Here is a 17959-nt window from a genome sequence, read left to right on the forward strand (position 1 = left end):
CATCTTGCCTGTGTGTGGCACAGTATGTGGAACAGGCATCTTGCCTGTGTGTGGAACAGGCATCTTGCCTGTATGTGGAACAGTATGTGGAACAGGCATCTTGCCTGTATGTGGAACAGGCATCTTGCCTGTTAACCTAAAATGCCGCACTGGGGTTAATTAATACCGACCTAATTAATTGACAAAAATATAGGAAAATTTAGATAAGAGTTAAGTTAATTGGGAGAGTAAATCGTGATTATTTGGGTAAACGAGCAAATCGATCCGTCGGGCATTCTTTATTCTTGTATTGCTTGTTGCGATGAGACTCAAGCGAAGGATTGCCACGAATCTTTTGAGAAGAATTTGACGGCCGAGCAAAAACAGCAGGGCTGGGTTGCTACCTTGCGGACTGTTAGTTCTTGGGATGAGGTGCCTGTTAATGCTTTGAAATTGAATTAATGAGTGCAAGTCATCAGCAGCTTTAGTCTCGCCCTGTTTCCGTTCGCTTGAAACGGCAGGAAAACGTGGGCAATCTGTTCGTCCAAGGCAAGATAGCTCGATCGCACATTGGTCAAAATAACAGAAGTTTTGTGAATCTGAAGGCAAAAACCTGCCATCATTTGGCGCGGAGAATCTGAGGATTGTGCCCTGGAAGCTGCGGGAATTTGGGCGGAAATTTTCGGGCTGGCACTGCTGCGAACACGCTAGGACGAAAAAGCGTGCCAGTGCGATCCTTTTCGAGGGCTCCGCTAACGACAATTTGCATTTTTTAAACTGATTTTAGCATTACTATTAATAGATAGAGGCATTTCCAATTGTCTAGTTAAATTTTTATGATTGAAACCTTATTTCACGCTTATACGCCTCTAGTTATCTGGACGGGCTTGGGACTGCTGCTGTTTCGGTACATCCCAGTTAATTTTCCCAAGCTGCTGAGCTACTTTCTTTTCTGGATTGGGATACCGCTGCAAATTCTAGTTTTAGCCCGTCACAGCGAATTTTCGGGTGCTGTGGGATTCACGCCGGCGATCGCCATATTCGTGTTATTTCTGAGTACGAGTTTTGCTTGGCTGACTTGGGTATTATTGCGTAGGCTGAGTGCGGCCCACATCCAAAAGCCCTATTTTCAGGGCAAAAATTCTCTAGTAAATTTATTTTTAGTAAATTTTAATTCCCTGAAGCGATCGAGCGAAGGAAGTTTTATCCTAGCTGCGATGTTAGGGAATACGGGCTTTGTTGGATTAGCAATCACCCCGTCTATCATCAGCACCGATAACAACAACTGGGCTGTCTTGTACAGCGTCACTAACAACGTTATTGGCACTTATTGTTTCGGTGTATTTATTGCTAGCTATTTTGGGAACTCCGAGCAAAAAAATCACTGGTGGACTCAGATCCGGGACGTGCTGACAGTTCCCGCCCTGTGGGCATTTTTAATTGGTTTTTATACTAGAAACATCCCCCTGCCCGAAATAGTGGAATCGGGATTGCAGACTGCTGTTTGGGTGGTAATTGCCAGTGCTTTGCTGCTGGTTGGCATCCGGCTGAGGTCTATTAAGAAATGGGAAAGTTTTGAACTGGCCTTAATCCCGTCGCTGTTAAAAGTGGTAATTGTGCCGGTGCTAATCGGATTGGGTGCTAGTTATTTCGGATTGAGCGGCGATCCGAGGTTCGTGTTGGTGTTGATGTCGGGAACGCCCACAGCTCTTTCCGTGTTGATTTTAGCAGAAGTCTACGAGCTCGATCGCGATTTGTTAGCTAGCAGCATCGCCATCACTTCTGTCGGGTTGCTGTTGATGCTTCCGCTGTGGTTAGCTGGGTTTAGTTAATATTAGCTGGAGTCTACAATCGGCTGGAGCTAAAATTTCGCAGTACAATCAAACATAACTGCACGGAAAAGGCTATGAATGAGACAATAACTGCTACAGGTCTGCCTCCTGCATTCCCCGACCACACGCAATTGCCAGACGAAGACGGTACATTTGTGAAAAATTTTCACGAGCATCCCCAGAGCATCATTCTGGCAGATTGGATGTTTTGGGATTTGCTAGCCGTAATGGAAAGCAAGAGCGCGATTGTACTCCGTTGGCTGTAGTTAGCGACTGTGAGCAATGGAAATAGATCCCCATGCTGAGGATTGATATCAAATTCCCCAAACTCTCTCTGTAGCGCGAGCATCCCGCACCAGATATTTTACAATCACAAAAAACAAAGCTGATGGAAACTAAACCACCTCTACCGCCCTTTACGTTGGAAACGGCTAAAGCCAAAGTTCAAGCTGCTGAAGATGCCTGGAATACCCGCGATCCCGAACGAGTAGCCTTAGCTTATACGGAAGATTCTCAGTGGCGAAACCGTGCCGAATTCTTCAGCGGACGGGAACAAATCAAGGCTTTTTTAAGACGAAAATGGGCAAAGGAATTAGATTACCGTTTAAAGAAAGAACTGTGGAGTTTTACAGACAATCGGATTTCTGTTCGATTTGAGTATGAGTGGCACGATGATTCTGGCTACTGGTATCGGGCCTATGGTAATGAACAGTGGGAATTTGCCGAAAATGGGTTAATGCGAAGACGTGAAGCTAGCATTAATGATGTTCCGATTCAAGAGTCTGAACGGAAGTTTCGATAAGATTTATCTGTGAGTTGTTAGACGCATAAACCGGGTTTATTAGGAAAATATGCAGGTTGGTAAGCTGTCGCGCATTTAAATTATATATTCAGGGCGGGCGGGACACCCCACAAGACTGTAATTTTTTTTGACAGACAATTTATATCATGTCCAATCGATTGACCGCGATTAAAAGCCGGGGCGGGTTTACAGATTTTCCCGTTTCTATTTAATATATTGGCGAACCCGCCCCTACAGGAATCATGGTTAATTGACCGGACATGATATTAAATGTCGCAACAGCTTAGTAAGGACTTTAGTCATGATTGACTAAACGCCAGAAAGACAAATAAAGTCCTCACTACGAACGAAAGGTTTGCAGTAAGGACTTTAGTCATGATTGAATAAACGCCAGAGAGAGGAGTAAAGCCCTCACTACGAACGAAAGACGCGCAATTGCTCAACTTTCCTCAATCGGTAAGCAAACTTGGAGAAGTAAGCACAAAGACATCCCTGGTTCCCACTCCTTCAGATTCCGGTTTAATCGGTGTAGTAAAGTGGAAAAACTCGTGGTCGTTAACTAACAGCAATTCTCCCGGATGCAGAATTTTATTAAAAACAGGCTTCTCTTTTTTAGCCAAGTACAAATGCGTTTCCCCGCCTACAATATTAGTTCTGTCAACCGAGAAAATCCCGATAAAGTCAGTACCGTCTTGGTGAATGCCTTCCGGTGCGGGGTTGCCGAAATTGTTTGGCGAACAAGTCGTCCTGATTTGATGGATGCCGATTTCAGCTTCGGGGTGAATTTTGCAGGAATCGAAAAAAGCAAAAATCATCTGTTTGAAATTATCGAGGGCGATTAGTCGATCGTCCAATTCGGCAAATTCCCGCCTGATATCACCCACTAGCGGATTGTATGTTTTGCTTTGATACAAATAGCCGTGAGGTAACTTAACTAACTCATTTCCGTTGACCGCAAACCGCGATAATCTTCTCGAACGATACTTACCTTTCACATACGGATCGACAGGCATATCGTCAAAAAAATCCTTGAAACCTTCTAGCTTAATCGAGTTTACTTTTTTGAAAGTAAACATGAAGGCATAATCCAAATGAATGGATTCTAATACGGTTTTCATAGATTTTACTCCCTGAAGCCTTGCTCCCCTCCCTAATTTTGCCTGTAGGAGGTGTATGCTTCTACTCTAGCGCAGGTTTTTTGTATGTGTCGTAAAAGGCACTACAAAAATTGCAAAGATATCGTAAAGCTTGCAAGATGAATCCGGGGGCTGGTTCTTCTTTTAATCCAAAATCCCCAATCTAAAATCCAAAATCCAAAATCTAAAATCGATTGACTGCTTTCACCAGCGACTGACAGGCGCGCAGGAAAACGGCAACATCGACCCCAAGTGCAACGTACTGAACGCCAGCATCAATCCACTGCTGGGCGATTTCGGGGTTTTCGGCAAAAGTACCGGCGGCTTTGCCTGCTTTGCGGATGGTTTGCACTGCCTCCTGCATCATGTCGATGACTCGGGGATCGCGGACTTGGCCGGGAATGCCGATCGACTGTGACAAATCGTAAGGCCCTAGAAAAATCACGTCAACCTCTGGCACAGTAACAATTTCTGCCAGGTTGTCGATGCCACCTTTGCCTTCGACATGAATCACAACTAAGGATTCTTCGTTGAGTTTGTCGGTGATATTTGTACCTGCGGCGGTGTACAGTCCGGCCCGCGTAGCGAAGGAAAGGCCTCGCGTGCCCAGAGGACTGTATTTAGCACTTTTGACAGCGGTTTCGGCATCGATTTTGCCTTCAATTTGAGGTACTTGAACCCCTGCACTGCCGATGTCGAGAGCTCGTTGAATTTGCGGCCCGTCGTTTTTGCTGACGCGAACGATCGGTGCAATTCCACTACAGTCGGCGGCGCGACACAAATCTTCAGCAGCAAGCGGGTGCAGGGGGCCGTGTTCCATGTCGATAACGGCAAAGTCGAATCCAGCGTGACCGCAGATTTCTATGAATGCGGGATAAGGGCAGTTCATAAATAAACCGAGGACTGTTTCGCCTTGTTTAATTTTTTGTTTCAGTTGGTTTTGACGCATGGGTAATCCCGGAAAGTTAATTTTTTTTAGCCGCAGATGAAGCCAGATTGTTTTTAACAATACAGCTAAAATATTGTCGCGGTCGATTACTTTATGTTAACAAAATAGACAAAAATTTTATAGCTGCTTTTGCTTCTATCTTAAAGGGAATCAAGCACAAAAGCCAGCCAAAAAGAAACATTCCTAAAATTGGTAAAAATATGGCTCCCACGGATGGTTCGACTAACCAAGCAAATAAAGAAAACATTCCAATACTGCCCGTTGTCCACAGCCAAAGAATCAGAAATCCTAGAACTATTTTATGTAAAGTCATCCTAATTTTTATATAACAACCAAACTTTTGAGTATGTATATCTCCTTCTATAATTGGGATCAATGACTTGCGACCGATGATGATGCGATTGATTTTGAATTTTTTGCCAGAGATTGTTCCTTCATAGGGTTTTGCAGGTGGCGGGCCAAAGGGTAGTGTTACTCTAAAAAGTTTGGGAGGAGTGACAACTTCCTCCAACCGGGACACAACTTCCGAAAAAGTTAAACTGGTAGTAATTGTTAAACTCTCAAACGGAATAAATAACCTAAAAAATTTGACTATTTTGAGCATAATGTTCATCCGGCTGTTCAATAGTTGTTGCTGGTATTAATGCCTCTTATCTAAAAAAGTTTTCCCTGACAACAGCGCGAAATACCAGTATACTGCAAAATAAACATTTAGATGGGATGAGTGTTTTTCGCGCTATGTCAAAATTAATTCCACAATCTCCGATGAAACTTCGACAGTATCTATTTGTGCTCAAAGGTCGATCGATCCTTAGCCTCACCCTCGGCATAATTTCCGCGATAGGGAGCATTTCGCCAGTATTTGCCGCACCGGGCCGCAATCCAGACAATGCAGAAACTTGCGACATTCTAGTAGCAGGCGGCGGGCTCGCAGGGGCTGCTACCGCTTACGAAGGTTTGCTGGCGGGGCGCACAGTTTGCCTCACTGAAATTACTGACTGGGTAGGCGGTCAAATTTCCTCCCAGGGAACTTCCGCACTCGATGAAAGAGATACTCAGCGATCGCTCTTATTTTACCCCCGTGGCTACCTAGAATTGCGGCGGCGGATCGAGCAACATTACGGCCGGCTAAATCCCGGAGGCTGTTGGGTTAGCTATTCGTGTTTCATGCCCTACGACGGTCACAAAATTCTCTTTAACATCTTGCAGGATGCCGCTAGAAAAGGCAAAGGCACGCTGAAATGGTTTCCCAATACAGTTATTAAAGAACTAGCAATTACTCCGGCTGTGGCGGGGAATACGGTTGGGGGTCAACAAATTAAAAGTGCGATCGCCATTCAACACAAACCAGCCGCCAACACCGGGCCAATCAACACCGAAACTCTTTCTCAGACTATCGAAGATGCCTATCGCTACGAAAATTCTCCGCGCTTTAACAAAACTATTATTCGGTTTATTCCTAAAGCATCTGGAACCCCCCCTAACCCCCCCTTGCCAAGGGGGGGGAATTCCACCAGTTCCCCCCCTTTACAAGGGGGGAATTCCACCAGTTCCCCCCCTTTACAAGGGGGGAATTCCACCAGTTCCCCCCCTTTACAAGGGGGAAATTCCACCAGTTCCCCCCCTTTACAAGGGGGGAATTCCACCAGTTCCCCCCCTTTACAAGGGGGGGCTAGGGGGGGTGCTGATTGGTATGTTGTAGATGCCACTGAAACAGGAGAATTGATCGGACTTGCCGATGTTCCCTACCGCCTCGGAATTGACCCGCGTTCCCCTCTGGAACCTTCCTCCGCCAGCCCCACCGGCGACCCTTACTGCACTCAAGGTTTTACCTACACCTTTGCGATGGAGGCAACGAAGGAACCGCAGCAGCATCAAGTGCCGTCTTTTTATCAACAATACGCTCCTTACTACAGCTACGAATTGCAGAGATTGGCTAGCTTTCCTTTAGTTTTCAGCTACCGCCAAATCAGGAGTATGAGACCAGATGAAAAGCGACCTTCAGACCCGAAGCAATTCCCAATTTATCCTGGGGATATATCGATGCAAAACTGGACTTGGGGCAATGACTATCGTCCCGGCAATTCTCAAGATAATTTAATTTACACTCGCGAGCAGTTGTCAGCATCAGGTCAACTGCAACCGGGGGGATGGATGGGCGGTTTGCGAACGGAAACTTTGCGAAAAGGAGAGGAAAATGCCAAAGGATTTTTCTACTGGTTGGTAACAGGAACTACTGACTCGCAGCTAGGAGATGGAGTGAAAAAGCCTTATCCAAACAATCGTTTTTTGAGCGGGTTGGATTCGCCGATGGGGACGGTGCACGGACTTTCTAAATATCCTTATATGCGGGAGGGCCGGCGCATTATTGGGCGGCCGAGTTTCAATCAGGCTCAAGGTTTTACGGTGTGGGAAGTTGATATGTCTCGCACTGACTTTAGGGCTGATTTTTACCGCCAGAATTTGTCGGAGGAAGAGTATCGCAATTTGTGGTTGGCTGTCGGTGGTTTGAATGCGCCGGCTTTGGCTGTGGGAAGTCAATCTGTTGAGGATACAAAATCGCGATCGCGCGCTACGATTTATCCTGATTCTGTGGGTATTGGTCATTATGCGATCGACTTTCACCCCTGCATGACCAACAGTCCGCCGGAAGCACCGGGAAATACCGAACGCGAAGGCACTCGCAAAGGTCAAGGGCAAGCTTATCCCTTCCAAATTCCGCTGCGGGCAATGATTCCTCAGAAAATTGACAATATGTTAGTGGCAGGTAAAAGTATTGCTGTTAGCCACACAGCGGCCGCTGCTTATCGAGTGCATTCTTTTGAATGGTCTGCCGGTGTGGCGGCGGGAGTTACGGCTGCTTTTTCCCTAGAAAAGGGGATTCTCCCTTATGAATTAGTGGACGAATTGCCATCCCGCGAACCGAACTTGGAAGTTTTGCAGTTGCGGTTGCAACAAAATGCTAATCCCATCGCCTTTCCGGGTACTTCTATTTTCAATAGTTCGTGGCAAAATTGGAAATAATCGCAGTTGGTAATCTGTAGGGAGGGCATCCGGCCCGCCCCACAAGAAAATTCACTCTTTGTGGAACAGGGTGGAACAGGCTTTCGAGCCTGTTCCTGACACCCCACAATTAACTCGTTACCAAGAAGAGCCTGCTAACCAGTATAAAATAACCAATAACTCAATATCCGATCAACAGCAATTTGTCATCTATCTTTCGATATAAGCAGTCAGACACTGCTTTAGTCCGATAATATCAATAATCTCAAAAATTGTCCCCCCTTCCCCTTCAAACTCCCCAAAGGTAACGGTCATGTCAACTGCACAGATAACAAGCCCTAATTCCAATAATGCTTATGCCAAACAGTTACTCAGAACCTTAGTAGCTGTCAAAAAAGGGGACTTTTCAGTTCGGATGCCCATAGATCAGACTGGTCTAGCGGGAAAAATTGCTGACGAACTTAACGACATTATCGATCTCAATGAGAGAATGGCGGCCGAACTCGATCGCATCGGCACAGTTGTCGGTAAAGAAGGCAAAATCGCCCAGCGGGCCACCATCGGCAACGCCGAGGGGTCATGGGCAGCTAGCGTAAATTCTGTCAATACCCTAATTACAGATTTAGTGCAACCAACCTCTGAAACCGCCAGAGTAATTCGGGCCGTAGCAAAAGGAGATTTATCGCAAACCATCGCCCTAGAAATAGAAGACAGACCCCTCAAAGGAGAATTCCTCCAAACAGCGCAAATTGTTAACACAATGGTAGACCAGTTGAGCTCCTTTGCGTCGGAAGTAACGCGGGTGGCTAGGGAAGTAGGAACCGAAGGGAAATTAGGCGTACAAGCAGAAGTTAAAGGAGTTGCCGGAACCTGGAAAGATTTAACGGATTCAGTTAACTCAATGGCAGGAAATCTTACCGCCCAAGTGCGGAACATTGCGGAAGTGACAACGGCTGTAGCAAATGGCGATTTGTCGAAGAAAATTACAGTAGATGTAAAAGGGGAAATTCTCGAACTGAAAAACACGATTAACATCATGGTGGATCAGTTGAGTTCCTTCGCATCTGAAGTAACCAGAGTTGCTAGGGAAGTAGGAACCGAAGGCAAATTAGGCGTGCAAGCTGAAGTGCGGGGAGTTGCAGGAACCTGGAAAGATTTAACGGATTCAGTTAACTCGATGGCTGGTAATCTTACCGCACAGGTGCGGAACATTGCCGACGTGACGACTGCTGTGGCAAATGGCGACTTATCCAAGAAAATTACAGTAGATGTTAAAGGTGAAATTCTGGAGTTAAAAAACACGATTAACATCATGGTGGATCAGTTAAATTCCTTCGCATCTGAAGTAACGCGGGTGGCGAGAGAAGTGGGTTCCGAAGGCAAACTCGGCGGTCAAGCAGAAGTTAAAGGAGTTGCGGGAACTTGGAAGGATTTAACTGATAGTGTTAACTTCATGGCAGGCAGTTTGACATCACAAGTCCGCAACATCGCTGAAGTGACAACCGCTGTGGCAAAGGGCGATTTATCCAAGAAAATTACCGTCGATGTGAAAGGGGAAATTCTTGAACTCAAAAACACCGTCAACACGATGGTTGACCAGTTAAATTCCTTCGCATCTGAAGTCACCAGGGTGGCTAGGGAAGTGGGAACCGAAGGGAAATTAGGCGTCCAAGCTGAAGTGCAAGAAGTAGCAGGAACTTGGAAAGATTTAACGGATTCTGTTAACTCAATGGCCGGGAATTTAACAGCCCAAGTTCGCAACATTGCTGAGGTGACGACGGCGGTTGCTAACGGTGACTTATCTAAAAAAATTACGGTACAGGTTAAAGGCGAAATTTTAGAACTGAAAAATACCATTAACGTGATGGTGGATCAGCTTAATTCCTTTGCATCTGAAGTAACCAGGGTTGCTAGAGAAGTGGGTTCCGAAGGTAAACTGGGCGGTCAAGCGGATGTCCGAGGCGTAGCAGGAACTTGGAAGGATTTAACGGATTCAGTTAATTTTATGGCGGGTAGTTTGACAGAGCAAGTACGGAATATTGCGGCTGTTACTACTGCTGTGGCAAATGGCGACTTATCTAAGAAAATTACTGTCGATGTGAAAGGTGAAATTCTGGAGTTAAAAAACACCGTCAACACGATGGTGGATCAATTGAATTCCTTTGCTTCGGAAGTAACCAGGGTGGCTAGGGAAGTGGGAACCGAAGGGAAATTAGGCGTGCAAGCTGAAGTTAAAGGAGTTGCCGGAACCTGGAAAGATTTAACGGATTCAGTTAACTCGATGGCGGGAAATCTTACCGCCCAAGTGCGGAACATTGCGGAAGTGACAACGGCTGTAGCAAATGGCGATTTGTCGAAGAAAATTACAGTAGATGTTAAAGGTGAAATTCTCGAACTGAAAAACACGATTAACATCATGGTGGATCAGTTGAGTTCCTTCGCATCTGAAGTAACCAGAGTTGCTAGGGAAGTAGGAACCGAAGGCAAATTAGGTGTGCAAGCTTACGTGCGGGGTGTAGGGGGAACTTGGAAAGATTTAACTGATAATGTTAACTTGATGGCGGGGAATTTGACGGCGCAGGTGCGGAATATTGCGGAAGTGACGAAAGCGGTGGCAAATGGCGATTTGTCTAAGAAAATTACCGTGGATGTCAAAGGCGAAATTCTTGAGTTGAAAGACACTATTAACGTGATGGTGGATCAGCTTAATTCCTTCGCTTCTGAGGTGACGCGGGTGGCGCGGGAGGTGGGAACTGAGGGTAAATTGGGCGGCCAAGCTGAGGTGAAAGGAGTTGCGGGCACTTGGAAAGATTTAACCGACAATGTAAACTCGATGGCGGGGAATTTGACAGCGCAAGTGCGGGGTATTGCTAAGGTTGTGACGGCGGTGGCGAATGGCGATTTGAAGCGCAAATTAATGCTGGAAGCTAAGGGAGAAATTGCGACTCTGGCAGATACGATTAACGAGATGATTGATACGCTGGCGACGTTTGCAGATCAAGTTACTACGGTGGCGCGGGAGGTGGGAATTGAAGGAAAATTGGGCGGCCAAGCGAAGGTTCCGGGCGCGGCGGGGACGTGGCGAGATTTGACGGATAATGTGAATGAGTTGGCGGCGAATTTGACTACTCAACTGCGGGCGATCGCCGAAGTAGCAATTGCTGTTACCAGAGGCGATTTAACGAGGTCAATTTCCGTCGCCACTGAAGGAGAAGTTGCCATTGTTAAGGACAACATTAACCAGATGATCGCCAATCTCCGGGAGACGACGCAGAAGAATACTGAGCAAGATTGGCTGAAAACAAACCTTGCTAAGTTCACTCGAATGCTACAAGGTCAGCGGGATTTAGAAACTGTTTCTAAACTAATTCTCTCCGAATTGACGCCGCTGGTTTCTGCTCAGCATGGCGTATTCTTTATGATGGAATCTGTCGAACACGATCCGTTTCTCAAACTGTTAAGTACCTACGCCTACCGGGAACGCAAACAGTTAGGAAATAGATTCCATTTAGGAGAAGGTTTGGTAGGACAGTGCGCCCTGGAAAAAGAACGGATACTGTTGACTGAAGTGCCGGAAAACTACGTTAAGATTGGATCGGGACTGGGAGAAGCGACGCCGTTGAATGTGGTGGTTTTACCCGTACTATTTGAGGGACAAGTGACGGCAGTAATTGAGTTAGCTTCGTTCCGCCGCTTCAGCGAAATACACTTGACATTTCTCGACCAACTTACAGAAAGTATCGCCATTGTTTTAAATACAATTGCGGCAAGTATGCGGACGGAAGAGTTGCTGAAACAGTCACAGTCTTTGGCAGAAGAGTTACAAACTCAGCAAAAGGAACTAACGGAAACTAACAAGCGTCTCGAACAGCAAGCGCAGTCACTCCGCGCATCTGAGGAACTGTTGAAGAGTCAGCAGGAAGAGTTGCAACAAACGAATGAAGAACTAGAAGAACAAGCTGAATTGCTAGCGCTGCAAAATAAGGAAGTTGAGCGGAAAAACCGAGATATCGAACAGGCGAGGGGGTTGTTGGAAGAAAGAGCCGAACAGTTGGCTCTAACTTCTAAGTATAAGTCGGAGTTTCTGGCAAATATGTCTCACGAGTTGCGAACTCCGCTGAATTCGCTGTTGATTCTGGCTCGATTGCTTTCTGACAATACTGAGGGTAATTTGACTCAGAAGCAAGTTGAATACACGCGCACAATTTACTCGGCGGGAAATGATTTGCTGGGGCTGATTAATGACATCTTGGATCTCGCTAAGATTGAATCAGGCACGATGTCGGTGGAAATTGAGCAAGTGTTGTTTGCGGATTTGCGAGATCATTTGGATCGGACTTTCCGCCAAATCGCCCAGGATAAGAAGTTGAATTTTCAAATAGAGCTTGAGGGTGGGTTGCCAAAAGGTCTTTATACAGATGCTAAACGCCTGCAACAAGTTTTGAAGAATCTTCTCTCTAATGCGTTTAAGTTTACAGAACGGGGTGAGGTGAAATTGCGTGTCGAAGTAGCGCGGGAAGGGTGGAGTTTAGAGATAGAAAGTTTAAGGAGTTCCCCTACTGTTTTGGCTTTCTCAGTTAGCGATACGGGGATTGGGATTTCTGCTGAAAAACACAGGGTTATTTTTGAGGCTTTCCAACAAGCTGATGGTAGCACTAGCCGCAAATACGGGGGCACGGGTTTGGGTTTGTCAATTAGTAGAGAAATCGCTAATCTGTTAGGCGGAGAAATTAAATTGACAAGTCGCCCTGGTGAGGGTAGTAGGTTCACGCTTTATCTGCCGCAAACTTACCAAGAATCGCGAATAATGAACGATCAGGAGTCGGGAATGAGCAAGCAAATTGCTCAATTGCCTGCTGCTATTTCTTCTGCTGTTCCTTCGCCGAATTTCAACTTGCCGATCGCTCCTTATCCATCACCGGTTATCGCTGACGATCGGGAAAATGTCGAACTCGACGATCGCGTGCTGTTGATTGTCGAGGATGATGTAAACTTCGCTCGGATTCTGTTGGATATGGCGCAGGAACAGGGTTTTAAAGGTTTGGTGGCTTTGCGGAGCGATATCGGTTTGGCGATGGCGCGAGAGTTCAAGCCAACGGCGATTATGCTGGATCTAAATTTGCCTGTGATGGATGGCTGGACAGTGCTCGATCGCTTGAAGCACGATCCAAGTACGCGCCACATTCCGGTTCACATTGTATCAGTTGAAGAAGGGCGGCAGCGCAGTTTGCAGTTAGGGGCGATCGCGTATCTACAAAAGCCTGTCAGTCGCGAAGCTTTGAGCAAAGCTTTGACTGATATTAAGGGGTTTGTGGAGCGGCCCGTGAAGAATTTGCTAGTCGTGGAAGACGACGAAACACAGCGTCTCAGTATTGTGGATTTAATTGGCAATCACGATGTTTCTACAACGGCTGTGGGGAGCGGTGCAGAAGCGCTAGCAACTTTGAAATCGGGGCATTTTGACTGCATCGTACTCGATTTGGGACTGCCAGATATGACTGGTTTTGAACTGATCGAGCAGATCAAGCAAGAGGCTACTTTGAAAAGTCTGCCGATTATTATTTATACGGGCAAAGAGTTGACGAGAACCGAAGAAACTCAACTGAAGCGGATGGCGGAAACAATCATTGTGAAAGATGTGCGATCGCCAGAACGTTTGTTAGATGAAACAGCTTTGTTTTTGCACCGAGTTCAAGCAAATTTGCCGGAACCAAAGCGCCAAATGCTAGAGCAATTGTATCAAACAGATTCGACGCTGGCGGGCAAAACAGTCTTGATTGTTGACGATGATATGCGGAATATTTTCGCCCTCACAAGTATGCTGGAGCGCCATAAAATGGAAGTTGTGTATGCTGAGAATGGCAGAGAGGGCATTGCTAAATTGCAAAGTACGCCTGAGATAAATATTGTGTTGATGGACGTGATGATGCCAGAGATGGACGGTTACGAAACCATGCAAGCAATTCGTAATATGCCTCAATTTGCGTCCTTGCCAATGATTGCTCTGACTGCGAAAGCTATGAAGGGCGATCGGGAAAAATGTATCGAAGCTGGTGCGTCTGACTACATTACCAAACCTGTGGATACGGAACAGTTGCTCTCGCTGCTGCGTGTCTGGCTTTATCGATAGTCATTAGTCATTAGTCATTAGTCATTAGTAAGCAGTGAACAGTTGTAGGGTGCGTCGCTACCAACCATCCCAAACAAAAATCGACCATCGATGAGCGACGCACCTTACAGTTGACCTGTGACATTAACCAATTCCCAAGTCCCAATGCCCAATTCCCAATAACTAATTAAAAATGCCCGAAAGCCATGAACTTGAAACAATCGAAATTCAACTCCTACTAGAGGGAATGTTTCGCTATTACGGATTTGATTTTCGCAATTATGCTCTTGCCTCTCTCAAGCGCCGTATTTGGAACACTATTCGCTCGGAACGGCTCACCACTGTGTCTGCACTTCAGGAAAAGGTACTCCACAATCCTGCTTACCTAGACCGTTTACTGCTGGACATTTCTGTCAATGTAACGGCGATGTTTCGCGATCCCAGCTTTTACATTAGTTTCAGAAAAAAAGTTGTACCGCTGCTGCGTACTTATCCTTTTATTCGGATTTGGCACGCGGGATGTTCAACGGGAGAAGAAGTCTATTCTATGGCAATTTTGCTGCAAGAAGAAGGACTTTATGACCGTTGTCGGATTTACGCTACGGACATGAATGAATTAGTTTTGAAAAGCGCAAAAAGTGGGATATTCCCGCTGAAACAGATGCAAGAATATACGCAACTTTACCACCAAGCGGGGGGCAAGAGAGCGTTTTCTGAGTATTACACTGCGGCCTATGAAAATGCAATTTTTCGCTCTTCACTTAAAGATAATATTGTCTTTGCTCACCACAACCTAGCAACGGATAATTCTTTTAATGAGTTTAATGTTATTTTATGCCGTAATGTGCTGATTTATTTCAATTCACACCTCCAAGAGCGGGTACACAAGCTTTTTTATGAGAGCCTGGTAATGTTTGGGGTTTTAGGCCTGGGTCATCAGGAGTCTCTGATTTTTACACCTTATGAAAAATATTATGAAGCACTTGAAAGTAGTGATAAACTCTACCGAAGAGTTAAATAAAAAAAATTTTGAAATAGTGGTTGTGGGCACGTCTTTGGGAGGGCTAGAGGCTCTGACTGTGCTGCTGGCAGATTTGCCAAAAAGCTTTCCTTTGCCTGTAGTTATTGTCCAACACCGCCATAAGAGTTCTCAGAATAGGCTGACAGATTTTTTACAACAGCACAGCTCTCTCCCAATCACAGAGGCCCAAGACAAAGAGCCGATCGCACCTGGACGAGTTTACTTGGCTCCTGCTGACTATCACTTGCTAATAGAATCGCCCTGTGAGGAGGAGTTTAGCCTGTATGAAAACAACTTGACAGAATGGGGGAGCGTGGCAGTGGAGTCAATCCATAATTCAAAATCCCCAATTCCCAATCGCGTTTCTCCTACATTTGCACTATCAACTGAGGCTCCTGTCTGCTACGCGCGGCCCTCAATCGATGTGCTGTTTGAGTCTGCTGCGGATGCCTTTGGGGAGAAAGTTATCGGCATAATTTTAACGGGAGCTAATTCGGATGGCAGTGAAGGGCTGGCAAAAATTAAAGCTGAGGGAGGATTGACATTCGTGGAGGAACCGGCTTCAGCTCTATGCCCAACCATGCCAGCATCGGCGATCGCAAATGTTGAAGTAGACTGGATTTTACCCCTCTCTAAAATTGCTCCCTGTTTAGTCAATTTGCTAAGAATTAAAGATTAAAAAAATTATGAATCAGCAGTCGCCCCATCGAGTAAATGTCCTTTTAGTTGACGATCGCCCAGAAAATTTGATAGCTCTAGAAGCTATCCTCAACAGCCCCTCTTATCATCTAGTACAAGCTAATTCGGGCGCGGAGGCTCTGAGATGTCTGCTTAATGAAGATTTTGCGGTAATTTTGCTTGATGTGCAGATGCCGGGAATGGATGGATTTGAGACAGCAACATTGATTCGCTCTAGAGATCGATCGCGAGCGACTCCGATTATTTTTATCACAGCATTCAGCAGTAATGACACCCACGTGTTTAAAGGTTATTCTCTGGGTGCGGTGGATTACCTGTTCAAACCCTTGGAACCGGAAATATTGACCTCGAAGGTGCAGGTGTTTGTGGAATTGTTCCAGAAAACAGTGGAGGTGAAACAGCAAGCAACACAGTTAGCTGCTGTTAATAGTGAACTAAGTAAAAGTGAAGAGCGGTTTCGCACTTTGTGTGCTTGTTCGCCGCTGGGAATTTACTTAGCTGACGTTGAAGGGCGTTGTACATACATTAATCCCCGTTGTCAAGCAATTTGCGGGTTAACACTGGAGGAAAGTTTAGCAGATATTTGGCAGCGGGAAGTTCATGAAGAAGATCGCGATCGCGTAGTAGCACATTGGTTAGCTTGGATTAAAGAAGGCAAGGAATATTCTAACGAGTTTCGATTAGCTGGTAGCGAAACTGTGCGTTGGATTAATGTGCAGTCGTCGCCAATGTTTTCGGATTTGGGAAAACTGATCGGTCATGTGGGTACGGTTAGAGATGTCACAGACCGCAAGCAAGCAGAGGAAGAACGCGGCCGACTAATCCGCGAACAAGTGGCGCGGCAAGAAGCGGAGAGAGCTAACCAGATGAAGGATGAATTTTTAGCTATTCTCTCTCACGAACTCCGTACTCCTTTAAATGCAATTCTCGGCTGGTCTAGGCTGCTTCGTACCAAAACATTTGACCAAGACACTATAGAGAAAGCCCTAGAAACAATAGAGCGCAATGCTAAATCTCAATCTCAACTCATCGAAGATATTTTAGATGTTTCGCGGATTCTGCGGGGGAAACTAAATTTAAATAAGCATCCGATTCGGTTGGAATCTGCGATCAAGCTGGCAATAGATTCTTTGCAGCCGCTGACTGAGGAAAAATCAATAGTCATAGAATTAACGTGCAGTCCCAATGTAGGTGAAGTTATCGGCGATTTCGATCGCTTGCAGCAAATTGTGTGGAATTTGCTGTCAAATGCGATTAAGTTTAGTCCGCAAGAGGGTAAAGTACAGGTGCGCTTAGAGTCGGTTGGAGATGAGGCTCAAATTCAGATAATTGATAGCGGCATTGGTATCGCTCCTGATTTTTTGCCTTATGTTTTCGATCGCTTCCGCCAAGCTGATAGCAGCACAACTAGGTCTTACGGGGGTTTGGGACTGGGATTGGCGATCGTCCGTCACTTGGTGGAACAGCACGGCGGTAAGGTGTATGCAGAGAATAATCCGGGCGAGGGTGCGAAATTTACGGTGGCTTTACCTGTGGCACAGAGGAACGCCGTCGCTGCTGACGATGATTGGTCGGAGCTCAATGACAGGACAGAGACCCTTCCTACTCTAACTAATTTGCAATTGCTGGTGGTGGATGATGACGATGATACGCGGGAGTTTTTGATTGCTTTACTCGAGGACGAAGGAGCTATGGTGCGATCGGCGGCATCGGTGGCAGGGGCTCTAGCTGCACTGGAGAGTTATTGGCCGGATCTACTGCTGAGCGACATTGGAATGCCGGAAGCAGACGGCTATGAGTTGATCGCGCGCGTGAGAGAAATGGAAGTGATCAGGGGTGGAAAGATGCCTGCGATCGCCCTGACGGCCTACGCGAGAGAGGAAGAGCGCCAGCAAGCGCTGGAAGCGGGTTTCCAGATGCACTTATCTAAACCAGTTGACATAAATAAGTTAATTGCCGCAATTGCTAACCTCACAGGGATGCTCGGAAATCCCGATCCAACTCACATCTTGCACCATGCTCAATAACAGGCTTTTCGGCCTGTTCCACAAAGAGTAAATTTTCTTGTGGGGAGTAGGGGTTGGGCAGGAGAGCCCGTCCCTGAAGGCTGATTGACAATAGTGTTCTTCGGTGATTTCCAACGGACTCGGCGGTTAAAACCGCTTTGTTGACCCAAAGCATCCAGGATACCCGCCACGTGATTCATCCGTCCAGAAATAAAAAACCTGTATCCGATGAAACTTGCCGAACGTATTTATTCGTGGGCTCTATGCTTCAATCTAAAATCTAAAATCTAAAATCGATTGACCCCCAATCCCGTGCCGATTAGTGAGAAAAATATTAAGCTAGCTTAAAGGACACGCGATCGACAGTTCGGAACAAGACACCCGTTTTTCCACAAAAAACTGGATATTTGCCGTTTTTTTGCT

Annotated in this window: 12 protein-coding genes and 1 pseudogene; 9 read left to right on the forward strand and 4 right to left on the reverse strand. The window is 46.1% G+C overall.

All coding sequences use genetic code 11. The annotated features are described in order from the left end of the window. Positions 1-234: 234 nt before the first annotated feature. Positions 235-441 (forward strand): glycogen debranching protein, encoded by a 207-nt coding sequence (locus tag QUB51_RS04025; RefSeq protein WP_333038077.1) that lies wholly within the window; start codon positions 235-237, stop codon positions 439-441. Here QUB51_RS04025 and QUB51_RS04030 read toward each other — a convergent pair. Next, positions 438-602 carry a hypothetical protein gene (locus QUB51_RS04030; RefSeq protein ID WP_333233364.1) on the reverse strand — a complete coding sequence of 55 codons (165 nt, stop codon included), beginning with the start codon at positions 600-602 and terminating at the stop codon, positions 438-440. The two genes, QUB51_RS04025 and QUB51_RS04030, sit on opposite strands and share 4 nt — an antisense overlap. Positions 603-815: 213 nt before the next feature. On the opposite strand from QUB51_RS04030, the gene QUB51_RS04035 reads away from it, so the two are divergent. The 3 genes and pseudogenes from QUB51_RS04035 to QUB51_RS04045 all read left to right on the forward strand — a co-directional run bounded on the left by QUB51_RS04035 (position 816) and on the right by QUB51_RS04045 (position 2613). Then, positions 816-1811, forward strand: a complete 996-nt coding sequence (locus tag QUB51_RS04035; protein WP_333052562.1) for an AEC family transporter — start codon at positions 816-818, stop codon at positions 1809-1811. A gap of 74 nt (positions 1812-1885) precedes the next feature. Further along, a pseudogene (locus QUB51_RS04040) lies at positions 1886-2011 on the forward strand (Uma2 family endonuclease); the annotation flags it as partial. A 188-nt stretch (positions 2012-2199) separates the two neighbouring features. Continuing rightward, positions 2200-2613 (forward strand): nuclear transport factor 2 family protein, encoded by a 414-nt coding sequence (locus QUB51_RS04045; protein ID WP_332978470.1) that lies wholly within the window; start codon positions 2200-2202, stop codon positions 2611-2613. A gap of 449 nt (positions 2614-3062) precedes the next feature. Here QUB51_RS04045 and QUB51_RS04050 read toward each other — a convergent pair whose 3' ends face one another. From QUB51_RS04050 to QUB51_RS04060, 3 genes are all read right to left on the reverse strand, one after another. Next, entirely contained in the window at positions 3063-3731 is a 669-nt protein-coding gene (locus QUB51_RS04050) for a 2OG-Fe dioxygenase family protein (RefSeq protein ID WP_333259679.1), read from the reverse strand. 202 nt (positions 3732-3933) lie between these two features. Then, positions 3934-4698 (reverse strand): aldolase/citrate lyase family protein, encoded by a 765-nt coding sequence (locus tag QUB51_RS04055; RefSeq protein WP_333052567.1) that lies wholly within the window; start codon positions 4696-4698, stop codon positions 3934-3936. A gap of 91 nt (positions 4699-4789) precedes the next feature. Continuing rightward, positions 4790-5218 carry a hypothetical protein gene (locus tag QUB51_RS04060; protein ID WP_333052693.1) on the reverse strand — a complete coding sequence of 143 codons (429 nt, stop codon included), beginning with the start codon at positions 5216-5218 and terminating at the stop codon, positions 4790-4792. A 245-nt stretch (positions 5219-5463) separates the two neighbouring features. Between QUB51_RS04060 and QUB51_RS04065 the strand changes: the two genes are divergently transcribed. From QUB51_RS04065 to QUB51_RS04085, 5 genes are all read left to right on the forward strand, one after another. Then, complete coding sequence (locus QUB51_RS04065; RefSeq protein ID WP_333259683.1) at positions 5464-7722, forward strand: FAD-dependent oxidoreductase; 2259 nt, start codon at positions 5464-5466, stop codon at positions 7720-7722. 292 nt (positions 7723-8014) lie between these two features. After that, positions 8015-13831 carry a HAMP domain-containing protein gene (locus QUB51_RS04070; protein WP_333259686.1) on the forward strand — a complete coding sequence of 1939 codons (5817 nt, stop codon included), beginning with the start codon at positions 8015-8017 and terminating at the stop codon, positions 13829-13831. 172 nt (positions 13832-14003) lie between these two features. Continuing rightward, positions 14004-14831 (forward strand): protein-glutamate O-methyltransferase CheR, encoded by an 828-nt coding sequence (locus tag QUB51_RS04075; protein ID WP_333259689.1) that lies wholly within the window; start codon positions 14004-14006, stop codon positions 14829-14831. After that, the gene (locus QUB51_RS04080; RefSeq protein WP_333240473.1) at positions 14785-15510 is read left to right on the forward strand and encodes a chemotaxis protein CheB; all 726 of its coding nucleotides are present in this window, start codon (positions 14785-14787) and stop codon (positions 15508-15510) included. The genes QUB51_RS04075 and QUB51_RS04080 overlap by 47 nt, the downstream gene beginning before the upstream one ends. A 7-nt stretch (positions 15511-15517) precedes the next feature. Continuing rightward, on the forward strand, positions 15518-17557 hold the full coding sequence (locus QUB51_RS04085) for a response regulator (RefSeq protein WP_333259692.1): 2040 nt from the start codon (positions 15518-15520) through the stop codon (positions 17555-17557). The last annotated feature ends 402 nt before the right edge of the window (positions 17558-17959 follow it).

The organism is Microcoleus sp. AT8-A3 (assembly GCF_036705675.1).
Lineage (GTDB): Bacteria > Cyanobacteriota > Cyanobacteriia > Cyanobacteriales > Microcoleaceae > Microcoleus.